The organism is Sphingobacterium sp. G1-14 (assembly GCF_002196555.1).
GTDB classification, from domain to species: Bacteria; Bacteroidota; Bacteroidia; order Sphingobacteriales; family Sphingobacteriaceae; genus Sphingobacterium; species Sphingobacterium siyangense.
Map to the genome: position 1 here is coordinate 5,676,908 of NZ_CP021381.1, position 14,035 is coordinate 5,690,942.

A 14,035-nucleotide genomic window follows, 5' to 3' on the forward strand; every position below is an offset into this window, starting at 1 on the left:
ATGTTGTATGATCTTTACTTATTGCTTTATAGGACGACTGGCTTAAAAAAATAATCAGATTTCCCCTTAGGCTTATAATGTTGGTTAAAAGTAACAGGATGATTTGTAATAACCATCCTGTTCAATCCTGTCATTAGCTGGCGCCAAAAATAAAAAAATCGCCCTTAAATGCTAAAGGCGATTAAATAAATTAAGATATTAATATCCGGGATTCTGTGTATACAAGCCGGGACTATTGTCTAGTTCTGACTGTGGTACCGGATATAGGACATAATTGACTTGAAAATCTAACATCTGCTTTGCGACGTCCTCTTTCCTGATCCAAGCTTTCATGACCGATTCGACACTGCCACTGCGGATAAGATCAAACCATCGCACCCCTTCGCCAATAAACTCCCTTCTGCGTTCATCCATCAACTGTGATTTAGTGACATTCGTCAGCTCAGTTGTCAATCCGGCGCGTTTTCTAATTTGATTGACGACCGCGTCTACATCCGTTTGAATGTTCCCAGAAGTGCCATTCAATATGCACTCCGCCTTTAACAACAGCAAATCGCTATAACGAAATACAATATAATTGATCGGCCAATCCATTCGGTTTGCAGGCACTTTGGTAAGGTCTACAAACTTCTTAACAAATGATCTTGTTTCAGCAACATTGCCATAAATATAGCCTTGCTGAATACTGAACGTCTTTCTGCTGTCACCAGTATCATACAGCTTAAGCAGGTCATCAGATACTGGCCTGATTGTTAAGCCTCCTTGCGTGGCTAGCCCGAGTGAATTGAACCAATTATCAGGTACAAGCACCCAAGGAAATGTTGCCCCAACAACAGGATTAGCGCCGCTTGAATATTCAATATTAAAAATCACTTCCTTGTTGCGCTCATTACCGTAATCAAAAATGCTATTATAGCTGGTCAGCAAACTAAATTCATTGCTGTTGATCACCTCGTTGAACTGCTCCACCGCTTTCCCCCATTCGTTGCTGTTCAAACCCGCACCTTCAACACCCAATGTGGGCCCCGATCGTGTCATGTAGACCAAGCCAAGCAACATTCTTGCAGCGTATTTATTGACACGGCCTTTATCTGCTGCAGCGTACGCACTGGGTGCAGGTAGCGCATTAATTGCTTTGTTCAGATCTTCAATAATCAACGCATACAACTCCTCCACGTTACTCCGACCAATGCTTTTAGCTTGGCTGGCGGATACCACCTTGTCTATCCGTGGCACTTTGCCAAAGTACCGAATCAAATCAAAATAAAAAAATGCACGTAAGAACCGGGCTTCGCCTTCCATTCTATTGCGAAGGCTTTCATCGATAATAGCCGTGGAACCATTCGCAGCAAGTTGTTCCAAATAATTGTTTACACGAAAGATGCCGTTAAAATTTGTTTGCCAAGCTTCTATCACATAGGGGTTACTGGCAATCGTTTTATGAAAACTGTTGATCCCTTCCCAATCACGCACTCCGCCGTCCGACACTGCGTACAAATTATCCGACCGTGTTTCCGAGAGATTCATCAGGCGATCAGGATATCCTCGTGTACTGTTATATATAGCGTTCAATCCTTGAATAAAATCATTTGCTGTCTTAAAGTAGGTATCTGAAGTAGCACTCGAAATTGGTTGCTGGTTCAGATCCATTTTGCAAGATCCCAATAGACCTGCTATCAAAAAAAATAGACTCAATTTTTTCATCGTTCTAAAAATTTACGTTTAAACCAAATGTCACTGTCTTTGGAATTGCCAGGCCTCCATAATCACCCGCCTCGGGATAATCAGAGCTTCCGCTTAGATTTGTGTTTGAAGATTCCGGATTTACCCCCCCGTCATATTTGTCCTTTCCCCAAAAATTCTCCAATGTCACGAATAAACGGACTAAACTAAGCTTTGACTGACTCCCCAATTTCAGGTCTTTGATATTATAACCAAGAGTGACGTTGCGTAAACGCCAATAATCTGACGAATACAGCCAATCTGTATTTTTAATCCGTCCAAAAGTTGAATAAGCTTTTCCAACACGACCTTCTCCAGGATCCTCTTCTGAACGCCATCTATCCCGATAAAATCCAAGCGCATTGTCTGATGATCCTTGACCGGTGCGTCCCAAGGCACGTCCTAATAAAGAATAGATATGACCACCATTCTGGCCTTGGAACATAAAACTCAAATCAAAATTTTTATACTTAAAGTTGTTGGTTATCCCCCATACATAGCTCGGGTTTGGATGCCCCACAATCACACGGTCATTCGCATCAATCACACCGTCTCCATTGGCATCCACATACTTTGGATCACCTGCCTTTTGGCTGCCATACAACGCAGCTCCAGCATCAATGTCTGCTTGAGTCAATATGCCGTCTTGTTTAACGACATAAATGCTATACATCGGCTCGCCAATCCGTAGAAGACTATGCTGGATATCAAATGAGGACGGTATTAAAATCTCCTTTTGCTCACCATCAAGTTTTGTTACTTTATTGGAATTATGACTAATATTAAAAGAGGTAGACCATGAAAAATCTGCTTTTCTGACCTGATGGGAAGTGATCTCTAAATCCCAGCCTTTACTTTTCACCTCTCCTGCATTATCCAAATAGGAAGAAAAACCTGTCGAAAGCATGGAAGGAACATTTAGCAATAAATCACTGCTCTTCCGGGTATACCAGTCAAATGATCCTGTAATGCGGGAACCCAAAAGGCCAAAATCCAATCCCACATCATAAGTCCGCGATTTTTCCCATCTTAGATCCGGATTAATGATATTGCTTGGCGCCTGTCCAGAAACGGAAAGGCCATTTGAAGAATAATTATAAAAGCCCAACAAGGCAATGCTACTGTAATCACCTATATTGTTATTCCCTGATTCACCATAGCTTCCGCGTAATTTCAGCTCATTGATAAAGGTAACTGGTTTCATGAAACTCTCCTGTGACAGACGCCAGCCCATGGACAACGATGGGAACCAACCCCATTTTGTATTGGATCCAAAACGCGATGAGCCGTCCCGACGAATACTTCCAGAAAGCAAATACTTACCGTCATAGGCATATTGGACACGCCCAAAATAAGAAAGCAAGACACTTTGTGTTGCGCCTGTTGAGGCAACTGTAGCAACTGCACCGTTCAAAGTTGTTATAGAACTATTGGTATAACCTCCCTGCGAGGTGATGGAAGAAGTTTCAAGTTTATCAAAATTATAGGCTTGCCCCAGCAAAGCGGTAATATCATGTTTGTCAAAATTGAGATGATAATTTAACGTATTCTCGTTTACAAAAGTTTGCTTTCGATACACACTGTTGGAGCCATAGGTAGCCTGATTCGGGTTGTTGGTTCGGTTAGCCAAAGTTCCTCCAACTGTATAGGGCTGAAATCGATTACTTCTGCTATCGGTTTGATCCAAATTAACCGTAGTCTTAAAATTGAAGTTATCAAGGATATTGTACTGTCCGTAAACTGTCCCCAGTAAACGTGAAATTTTGTTTTCCCCGATATAATAATTCAATTTGGCAATGGGATCATTTGTTGAAGTGCTCCAAGGATATTTTTCATTGTCAAAAACGTTTACTGTTCCAGCAGGATGATCCTGCACAGGTGACATCGAATAAATCTGATGCATAATATTATCCTTTCCTTCCACTCCGGGGTCATTCCCGATAGAATAGGTAGGTGCTAGGTTTAAACCGAATGCGAATTTTTTATTCGGTTTCACCTCAACGTTAGCCCTGGCCGTATAGTTTTTATAATCCAATCCTTTCACAATACCCTGCTGATTAAGGTAATTGCCAGAGACATAATAATTGACAAATTCTGTCGCTCCCGAAGCAGCAACCTGGTAGTTTTGGATCACTCCTTTTCGATACGCTTCGTCTTGCCAATTAATAAGGTAAAGCCCGGGATGCCCGGGTTCCAGCCAACGGTCATCATACATATAAGATGTATTATATGTCCCGTCCGCAAGTCCCAATATTTTCCGTCGTTCGGCATTACTTTGGCTTGCCAGCCTTCCAGTACCTGAGGCTTCCCATTGTGCATTAATCATCTCCACCGCTCTATCTATCCACTCCTCGCCATTTAACATATCCATTTTTTTATAAGCTTCGGAGATGCCCACATATGAATTGAGGCTTACTTTAGCCTGGCCGCTCTTACCGCGTTTTGTGGTGATCAAAACAACTCCGTTTGCGGCCCGGGATCCATAGATTGCAGCTGCAGATGCGTCTTTTAGCACCTCCACAGATTCAATATCATTGGGGTTCATATTATCCAAGGGATTTCCCGATGCATAGTTTCCCGAGCCATTTTGCGAGGCCGTTGACAATGGAAAACCATCAATGACATACAAGGGTTCACTACCAGCAGTAATAGATCCCGATCCCCTGACCTGTACACTTAAACCCTTTCCGGGAACACCCGTAGATTGCTTGACCCGTACACCAGACATCTGTCCGATCAAGGCTTGATCAACACGTGCAATAGGACGTTCATCAAGATTTTCGGCATTAAACTTAGAAACCGGTGCGATAAGATTAGTTCTTTTTTGAGATCCATAGCCGATAACGACAACCTCATCCAATGCCTCTTGTTTCGGCACCAGCTCAACACGTAGAAATGCTAATGTTGATACACGGACTTCTTTCTGCTGGTATTCCACAGAACGAAATACAATATTGTCACCAGATTTTGCATGAATACTGAAATCACCATTTTGACTGCTTGCCCCTTCATTTTTGCCATTTACCTGGATTGTAACACCACTGATCGGCTGATTCTTATTATCAACAACTTTTCCCGTCAGTGTCCCCTGTGCGTACAATACATGTGTAAAAGCCATTTGAGCCACAACAATGGCCCCATATCGCATTATGTTTTTCATGGGCTGAGTTTTTTAATTATTAATCTGATTTATATTGGTAAATCAATTTAAAAGAACTCATTTGATTAACTGTCCTGAACTTACATGATAACCAGACAATTGCAAATTTTAAAAACTTAAAACGCACTCTGTTTTGTATATTTTAACCATCAAAATTGTAAAAAGTAATGTCCAAAAAAAAGCCTCGTTTTATACGAGGCTTTCAATAGTGCTTACTGCTTTTAATAACTCCAAATGGTAACAGGTCCAATCAGACCGCTTTCCATGGGTTTCCAGCCGCTTGCATCAAAATCTTTATAATTGATATTGACAAAATTGATTTCATGATAATTTCGCCAGGCAACTTTTTTACGGTCTAAATAGCTGATACGGTTTGCCATTAAATTGGCAACCTCTATGCGAATCTTGTTTTCACCATTTACCAACATGGTTGTAATATCTAGCTGAAACGGAATAGACCATAACACACCGGCCTCCTTTCCATTGACATAGACCTTTGCACTTTCAGCAACACGACCCAATTTCAGTAGATAGGATTTTGATTGATCCTTATTGATCGAAATTGTTGTTTCATAAACCCCTGTTCCGGAAAAATTGACAGCATCTTGGTCTCCCCAATCTGTCCAGGAGGAGAGTTGATCGAGCTTTTTCGCCTTTGGTAAAACAGGTCCACCAGCAATAAAACTCACTTTCCAATTGCGATCCAATTGCGCCACTTGGTTTAACTCGTCCTGATAACGAAAGGGTTCTCCGGCCTGTTGCGCTGAGGCAAGGACTATCCAGGAATAGCCAGATGGAATCTGCACCCGTATTTTGCCGTTAGCTGATGGCAACTGATATGTCTGCCCAGTTTGAGGATCCAACAGCGAATAATGTGAAGCCTGTACATTTAGTGTAATGTTACGATCAACGGTCTGCCCACTATGATTGACCAAATAATAATACCTGTCCTTACCAGCGGCTCTGCGTGAAAACTTCAACCCTGTTTGGTTAATCCGTTCTGGTGCGATCTCTTCTGTTTCGAGTGCCGAATTGACATCTGTCGTAAGATAGATTTTGCCTCTTCCAAAAGCTGTATACTGATTCGCTTTATCCTTTTCGAAACCTAGCGATGCAATTAATTTATTGAACAGTGTACGGCGTTCCTCTAATTGGCTATATCCAGGAATCTCTTGCGGTAATTGCTGGAAGATGACAGTTGCGCCTTGGTTGGCCATTTCCAGGATTTTCTGCAGTGTCACTTCAGAAAAATAATGACAGGCAGGTATATAAATTGCCCGATAAGGGATCGCATCCTTTGAGGTTTGTAATTTCCCGTCGTTTACTGTAGTTCCTGCCAGAATTTTATCTGTTGCAAAATCAAAGCTATAGCCCCGTTTCTGCAGCTGAACACTTTGTTTATAAAATTGCGTCGGATGTAACCACTCGTCAACATCATGAACCTTTAATGCCTTATCCATTCCCTTTGCATTATTCCAAATATCATAAATGGGCCAATATACCAGCAGTTCGTTGTCAGCACGCGTAGATTGCAAGATAGATTGCACACGTGTAATATATTGATTCAAACCGGTAAGGTGGTCCCAGAACGAATTTTGTGGAACAAAATTAACGGAAGCATAGAACAACCATCCTGGAAAAGGTACATTTTTCGGCGAATAGGTTGTCCCATGATAGAATACATGATTCACTCCAGCAAGGAATAGTTGTTCGACTTCTGGTTTCGTTTGTGACAAAGAAGTTTTAAAATGTTCCGTCAGCCAGGTGAATGTTTCCGAAGAAGTATATTTTTTACCATATACATTTGTCGCCGACGTCGCAAATTTCGCCATCATGGGGTCTGGATCCACATTACGGATATCAGCAGTATCCCGTCTTAATCCGGGAATATCAAAACTACTGGATCCAAAGGTTTCACACTCCGCAATATCTGTATCCGCATACAAATCAATCAGATTTCCTGGAGATCCATGGGCTTGATTTTTTGAGACTGCACTAAAGCGATGGGCAAAATCCGTAAATGGGGTCAAAAAATTCTGGGCAAGTAGTATATCCACAACTTCACGATAATCCGATTTAAGGCCTGCTGTTTTAGCTTCATTCTTGCCCTTACCTGCAAAATCCAGGAGATGATCCTGTAACCTATATCCCTTTATCCGTTCGAATGATTGCAAAAACTCATCCGTCCAATTCGCACCGTATACTTCGTAGCTATCGTTAAAAAAAGCACGTACATGCAATGGTTTGTCCTGAAAAGCTTCGGCAAATCTATTGAAATAAGATGCGACAGAATGCTTCCCCAGGTGATCCAACGTATATCCTTCTCCGCCCGGAGCGGCACGTTTGACTTTCTGCCCTGTTCTACCAGAAAAGACAGCTATTAAACGAATATCGGTAGGGGCTTCCCATGTTCCAGCAGTCTTTGAAATATGATCATCCAGATTAATCTCGCTATTGTCGGCTCTAAATGCCCGTAATGCCTGCAAAAAGAAATAATGTTGTTTAGGATCCTTAGGTTTTAGGGGAAACGTGACTTTTTCACCTTTTTTTAATTCAAATTCATCTAGGATCAATTTGGTAGCGGCATCCTTTTCTTTGATTTGAGGTCCCCCAAATGGCCAACCAGTTCCCAAATTAATATCCACTCCCATGCCCAAGGCATTGGCCTTATCCGTTGTTACCCCCAACATATTCATCCATTGTGGTGAAAGAAAGTTCAGGTAGCTGGATTCAAATCCCTTAGCGCCATAAATAGGTGTTACCTCAACTCCACCAAAACCACTTTTTTCAAATAAGGTTAATTCGCGTTCGAGATTAGGTCGGTCCACAGCCGAACCGAGCCACCACCAACGCGTCCAAGGCCTCATTTCTTTGGTAACTGCTGGCCATAAATCCTGCGCCATCGTTCGACCGACAGCCAACAGATTACAGGCAAGCACTAATGATATATAAATTTTCTTCATGTTACAATTGGCCTAATCCATGTGAAATACTTTTTTCAAACTGACCGATACTGGAGAATGATCGGCATGTACTTCCATGATATCATACATATAATCCCACCATTGCTGAACAATAGCTTCCTTACCCAACTCTTGTGACGAATGTCCTGCTAAATATTGAACAGCAAATAGAGTATCTGTCTCCTCATCCAAAAAAATGGAATAATCAGACACCCCATTTTCGCGTAATAAGGTTATTAATTCTGGCCAGATCGTGTCATGTCTCCGCTTATATTCCCCAGACATTCCCGGTTTCAATTTCATTTTAAATGCTATTTTCTCCATTTCTTTTAAGTCTTCAACTATTTTATGATCGACAAATTTTCTTAATTGGCCACTACCTGATGTATGTCAGCTTCGATAATGCTCAAGGTGCCTTTGGCATTCGCGTCATTACGGGCCACACCATCATCAAGTTTCTTGCCCCCCATTTCAACCTGATTGTTTTCCCTCGTGGTAAAAGGTGCATTTTTAAGTTTTATTGTTATCTTTTCACCCCTTGTGCGCGGAAATGACAAGGTACAATAGCCTAATGTCACATCGGTATTGCCGTCAAAAACAAGTTTTTCGTCCACAAAAATCTGCAATGGATAAGATCTTGATCTAAAATTATTCAGTTTCAGGTCAACTTCATCAATATCGGATTTTTCCTGCAAAGTATATGTAATCCAGGCGGTACCTAGTTGTCCGTCATTGACCCAATCCGACAGTTCATTGTCGTCGTAAGAGTGTGATGCTTTCTCTTGATTGGCGCCAGCAGCAACTGCACGGATTTTGAGACTTTTTTTCAGTTGCACCAATGTGGGGTTCGCAGGACTTGGTCCACGCGCTAAAAATGAAGGCAAATTTTCGTTGGATTCCTTGACGAAATAATCCGCCATGGTTTTGAGCGGTTGCACCGTCCAGACGGTTGAATCTGACAGCAGACCACTTGATGTCGCCTTCAACATCACACGCCCCGATTTATCGTACTTTGTGCGAAGTAATACACGATTTACACCAGCCTCCACAGGAAGTGAGGTAGCTAAAATATAGTTATCAGGCCCCTGGGCGATCCCCCCGCGCCAATCCATCGGTCCATCCAACTTAAAGTCAATCGTATTAGAAGCCAATGGGCAACGTAATCCGTTTTTGTCAAGCACTTCGACTTCTGCCAATACCATATCGTTACCATCAGCAAATAAGCCATTTTTACCATGTTGCGCCGTCAAACGGATTTTGTAAGGCTCACCTGTTGTTTTTAGTTCTTTCTTATTTAACAACTTTCCATCTTTTGTGAATGATTTTGCCGTCAATACGCCGGCCTCAAAATCAATGGCTGGAAAACGGTATAGGAAGTCGTATAGCTTTTCCGCTTCTTTCTGTACTTTTCCGTTCACAGCTAATTCTACCCGGTCAGCGGCCGAAACGACCAATACATCTTTTTTCGTTCCGGGAGCATAGTTCCAGTGTCCTACAAGGTACAAGCCTTTTGGATCAGGAGCGATCCAGCCATCCCACATCACCTGGTGGGCAAAGTAAGCATCTTTGGGAATACGCATGGCGTCTACTTCGCCACTTCTTCTGTAATTCTCTTTTCCCCTAAAATGGGTATTGGAATCCGAGAAAATAATATTGACACCGCCCGAATTTACGCGATCACCAGTGCCCGGACGCATCTTCCAATATTCCCACCAACGATGTACCGCTTCAACAACATAACTATCTTGGTTTCTGTTATAATCACTAGCATCTACGCCTTTATAAAGCGGCCCTTCACCATCCTTATGAAATGGATAACTCAATTCGTCCCAATATTTACGTAAGGCCTCATCCCGCATATATTCGGTTGCGATCATGGGATGACGCGCACTTTTATTGATATACAACATTTCACCACCATACTCAGCTAGCTTACTATCCAGCATTTCACGTGAGCCAATTGCCCGTCCGCCAGCTGGATCGTATTGATCACGAATGGCTTTCATCTCTGCCATATGCTCTTCCGAAATAGACTCGTTTCCACACTCATAAAACAAGACACTTGGATTATTGCGGTAATAAATAATCGCATCACGCATAAGCTCTGTTCGCTGTTCCCAACGTCTACCTTGGACATCTTTTTCGGCATCTCCTGCGGGTAGCATTTGCATCAGTCCCACGCGGTCGCAGGATTCAACATCCTGTTTCCAAGGTGTTACGTGCATCCAACGAACCAAATTGGCATTGCTCTTGACCATGAGTCCATTGCTAAAATCACTTAACCAAGGTGCTACAGACAAACCAACAGCAGGCCATTCATTACTTGTACGCTGTGCATAGCCCTTCATCATCAAAACCTGATCATTCAGATAGACCATGCCATCTTTAAAAGCCGTTTTTCGAAATCCTGTTTTCGTCTTTACAGCGTCTATAGTTTTGTTGTCCTGTACAATTTTTGTCGTAACCGTATAGAGATAGCCATAACCCCAGCTCCAAAAATTAACCTGATTCATGGTTGAGTTCATGGTCAATTGTTGTGTTTGATTGGCAGGAAGGTTGAACTTTTTTGAAAATGTTTTCACTAATTTTCCTTCGGCATTATGTACTTCGGCAACAAAGTTGACCAGACGCGATTGCAGGGTTTCATTCTTTACCTCCGAAGAAACAAAAAGATCCATTGTCTTTTCAGGGATATTTATGTTTTTCGCATACACATAAACACCTGTAGTCTTCAAATTGGAATACAATGGTAAAGTCTGATAAATTTTGGAAGTAAAGTGGATCCACACATTTTTTGGAATTCCACCATAGTTTGCATTAAAGTTTTTATCGTTCCATTGATACGTGCTATTTGTTGCCTTTTCACGATAGCTCCAACTATTGTCTATACGTATGGCCAAGATATTTTCGTGATCGCGATCAATCAGGTCCGAAATATCAAGTCCTGCTGCCATAACGCCATTTTCATGACGACCAATAAATTTTCCATTGAGATAAAATTCTCCGCCAAAGCGAATCCCTTCAAATTCCAAAAAGACCTTATCGGAAGTAATTCCCTTGGGAATACTAAACTTTTTTCGATACCAAACAATAGTTGTCGAAAGGTCATGTATCGCTTTTGTGAAAGCTTCATCTTCGTTCCATGCTTGGGGCAGAGCAACCTGTTTCCATGCGCGATCATCGAAGTCTTCAGCAGAAGCATCACTAACATCGCCAATATGGTAACGCCAGTCAGCGTTAAAACTAAAAGTCCTCCTCCCCGCTTGAGCATATGTACCGAATGAAAGCAGCAGGCAACAAAAAATAAACAGGAACCTTTTCATCTTATCTTGACAACATTTTATAAACCTCTGTCCCTCCCAATAAAAAACAACCCAAACCGTAATCTTCAAAATCCGGTTGACTTGAAAAACTGACGGGCTGACCATCCTTAGGTTCTTTCCCTGTTCCTTGTAAATAGCCCAAAAACCCAGAAGGGTGTACCGCTTCTGCTAGCATTGCTTTCCATGCCTTTTCTACAACAGGGCGATATATTTTAGCATCTAGAAAACCATTATTGATACCCCAGGCCATACCATAGACAAATAATGCTGTCCCTGAGGTTTCCCGTCCGCCAAAATTATTGGGATCATGCAGGCTGACATTCCAAAATCCATCTGGTCTTTGGATAGGAACAAGTGCTTCCATCAATGCCTTATAATCCGCTACATATTCTGCTCGATGTACTTCGTTTTCCGGAATTAAAGATAGTACCCTCACTAAAGCTGCTACCACCCATCCATTACCGCGTGACCAATAACAGTCCTCACCATTTGGTTCTTTGTAGGGAGGAACAAAATCTTTATCGCGCCACCAAAGTTTATCGGTCTGATTATATAGGCCTCCACCTTCCTGTGTTTTTGAATGATGATACATTTTATACATGTAATCAAAGTAAGTTTGATCCTTCGTCATTACACCCAGTTTGGCATAAATTGGCATGGCCATTTGTATGGCATCAATCCAAGTCCAATCGTCTACTTTTCCAGATTTGATAATGTAATCTATATTGGCTTTAATCTTTTGGATACGCTCAGGCTTTGCTTCAATCTCATAGAGATCCAAGTAGGTTTGCCCACAAGCCTGGTCATCGGCATTTCGAGTTTCTAAACCGTTGCGCATCCCCCAGTCATGTTTATTTCCCCAATCCACTGCATAATTGTAGTATTCGTTGTTTTTATCAATCTGATAAAGTGCCATGAGCCCTTCGTAATAAACAGCCCGGGTCCAGATGTTGCTCGGCCGCCAACGGTTGGTGTAGATCGGTTTCCCTGTATCTGTCCATTTGTTCATGAAATAACGATTGGTCAACTGCAACGATTGGAGTACATCTACAGCAGATAATTCCGGCTTCTGTTCGACAACTTTCTTCGTCGATGAACATGCTGAAAGGAAAAATGCAATCAATAAAGTGGTCGTATAAGTATTAAATATTTTCATGTTTTTCTTTATATAATTATTCATAACGGGAATTCCTTTTTTTTCTGAAAGTGTCTGATCTTATTGGCCAGAGAGAACCTTCTTTTGCTTTCATTGCTGTTGGTGTCTGCGAAATCATGAAGGTTTTTGAGCGAGCTGCTCGTAGGGTATCACACCAACCCTTTTCGCCCAGTTTTCATAGATCTGAACCATTTCTCGGTATATTTTCGGAAAAGAGGCTGATAAGTCTACTGTTTCACTTCTATCTTTTTCTATATCATATAAATACCACCTATTTTCAGGATAGGAAGAGACCAATTTCCATTTTCCTTTGCGCACAGCTTTGTTACCTTCGTGCTCAAAACAAATTTCCCTATCCATATCCTTCTGTTGCTCATTCCATAGCGGAAGCAAGGAGGCCCCTTCCATCGGTTTAATCGTATTACCGGCATAATTTTTAGGATAGTTTGCTCCCGACCATTGTGCTAAGGTTGGCATGATATCGATCAAATGGGCTGGCCTATCAAACTGTTTTCCTTGAGGCAGAAACTTGGGGCCATATGCGATAAAACTGGTTGCATTGCCACCCTCAAACTCCCAATGCTTGAACTTTTTGAAAGGCGTATTGCTCACTGCAGCGCCTTCGATTCCATAAGCTGTAAAAGAACGTGGATGACTAGCAGGAAATTCATTCGCAGCTCTAATTTCTGCTGTAAATCCCGCATTGGTTATTGTCTCATTGCTCGCCCCGTTATCAGAGAGAAAAATAAAAACAGTGTTGTCCAATTGCCCTTTTGATTGGAGATAATCAACCAGTCGGCCAACATTCTGATCCAATTCGTCTACCATCGCCGCGTAGACAGCCATCTTTTCATCCCATTTTACTTTTTCTTCCCAGCTGCAATCATTCCAATTTCGCAAGGTGGTATCCATTGGAGACAATTTGGTCGTTGGTGGCACTATCCCTAACTGCTGCTGTTTTTGAAAACGCTTTTCACGGATAGCCTCCCAGCCTTCCATATATTTACCCCGATACTTTGCAATATCCTGCGGTTTGGCATGTATAGGCCAGTGGGGCGCCTGAAAAGCGAGGTATAGAAAAAAAGGATCCTCTTTTTTCGTTTCCAAATGCTCACCAATGAAAGCCATCGCATAATCCGTATAGGCATCCGAGCTATAGTAATCTTTTGGCGGAACGATCGTCTCATTGTCCAAAGCTATCGTCAATGTTTGTTTGGGACGATAAGGCCGGTTTTCAAAGTAGCTGTTTGCTCCATCAATTAGCCCATAGTAGCGCTGAAATCCACGCTGCCGAGGCCAATTTTCTTTTTCCTGTCCAACATGCCATTTCCCAGCCATATAAGTTCCATAACCTGCGCTTTTCAATAGTTCGGCCAATGTGACCGAGTTTCGATTTAAATAGCCCTGATAGGCAGGAAAAGGACGCTTGTTCATCATATCGCCCACACCTGCCTGATGCGGATACAATCCGGTCAATAGAGAAGCACGTGATGGACAACAACGCGAAGCATTATAAAAGTTAGTCATCTTAATACCTTCCTTTGCCATTTTATCCAAATGTGGGGTCTGAATTTCGGAACCAAAACAACCTAAATCGGCATAGCCCATGTCATCGGCCAGAATCAACACAATATTGGGCCGTTGCTGTGCACGGACTGTAAATACTGTGAGCAGAAAGAAGATCGCCAGCGGAAAAGTAGATTTTATCATA

General features: G+C 42.1%; 7 protein-coding genes. All 7 read right to left on the minus strand.

The window, feature by feature from the left end:
* Positions 1-198: 198 nt before the first annotated feature.
* The gene (locus tag CBM24_RS24530) at positions 199-1,704 is read right to left on the minus strand and encodes a RagB/SusD family nutrient uptake outer membrane protein (RefSeq protein WP_088163068.1); all 1,506 of its coding nucleotides are present in this window, start codon (positions 1,702-1,704) and stop codon (positions 199-201) included.
* Between the two features lie 4 nt (positions 1,705-1,708).
* The gene (locus tag CBM24_RS24535) at positions 1,709-4,882 is read right to left on the minus strand and encodes a SusC/RagA family TonB-linked outer membrane protein (protein WP_088163069.1); all 3,174 of its coding nucleotides are present in this window, start codon (positions 4,880-4,882) and stop codon (positions 1,709-1,711) included.
* 221 nt (positions 4,883-5,103) lie between these two features.
* Entirely contained in the window at positions 5,104-7,845 is a 2,742-nt protein-coding gene (locus tag CBM24_RS24540; RefSeq protein ID WP_088163070.1) for a glycosyl hydrolase, read from the minus strand.
* A gap of 12 nt (positions 7,846-7,857) precedes the next feature.
* Positions 7,858-8,169, minus strand: coding sequence for an L-rhamnose mutarotase (gene rhaM, locus CBM24_RS24545; RefSeq protein WP_088163071.1), 312 nt, complete (start codon positions 8,167-8,169; stop codon positions 7,858-7,860).
* A 41-nt stretch (positions 8,170-8,210) separates the two neighbouring features.
* Complete coding sequence (locus tag CBM24_RS24550) at positions 8,211-11,168, minus strand: glycoside hydrolase family 2 protein (RefSeq protein ID WP_088163072.1); 2,958 nt, start codon at positions 11,166-11,168, stop codon at positions 8,211-8,213.
* Between the two features lies 1 nt (position 11,169).
* Entirely contained in the window at positions 11,170-12,324 is a 1,155-nt protein-coding gene (locus tag CBM24_RS24555; RefSeq protein WP_088163073.1) for a glycoside hydrolase family 88 protein, read from the minus strand.
* A gap of 114 nt (positions 12,325-12,438) precedes the next feature.
* Positions 12,439-14,034 (minus strand): arylsulfatase, encoded by a 1,596-nt coding sequence (locus tag CBM24_RS24560; protein ID WP_088163074.1) that lies wholly within the window; start codon positions 14,032-14,034, stop codon positions 12,439-12,441.
* Position 14,035: the final 1 nt, after the last annotated feature.

Coding starts and splice junctions, on each gene's coding strand:
- CBM24_RS24530 (WP_088163068.1), bottom strand. CDS start 1,704: ATGAAAAAATTGAGTCTATTTTTTTTGATAGCAGGTCTATTGGGATCT.
- CBM24_RS24535 (WP_088163069.1), bottom strand. CDS start 4,882: ATGAAAAACATAATGCGATATGGGGCCATTGTTGTGGCTCAAATGGCT.
- CBM24_RS24540 (WP_088163070.1), bottom strand. CDS start 7,845: ATGAAGAAAATTTATATATCATTAGTGCTTGCCTGTAATCTGTTGGCT.
- rhaM (WP_088163071.1), bottom strand. CDS start 8,169: ATGGAGAAAATAGCATTTAAAATGAAATTGAAACCGGGAATGTCTGGG.
- CBM24_RS24550 (WP_088163072.1), bottom strand. CDS start 11,168: ATGAAAAGGTTCCTGTTTATTTTTTGTTGCCTGCTGCTTTCATTCGGT.
- CBM24_RS24555 (WP_088163073.1), bottom strand. CDS start 12,324: ATGAAAATATTTAATACTTATACGACCACTTTATTGATTGCATTTTTC.
- CBM24_RS24560 (WP_088163074.1), bottom strand. CDS start 14,034: ATGATAAAATCTACTTTTCCGCTGGCGATCTTCTTTCTGCTCACAGTA.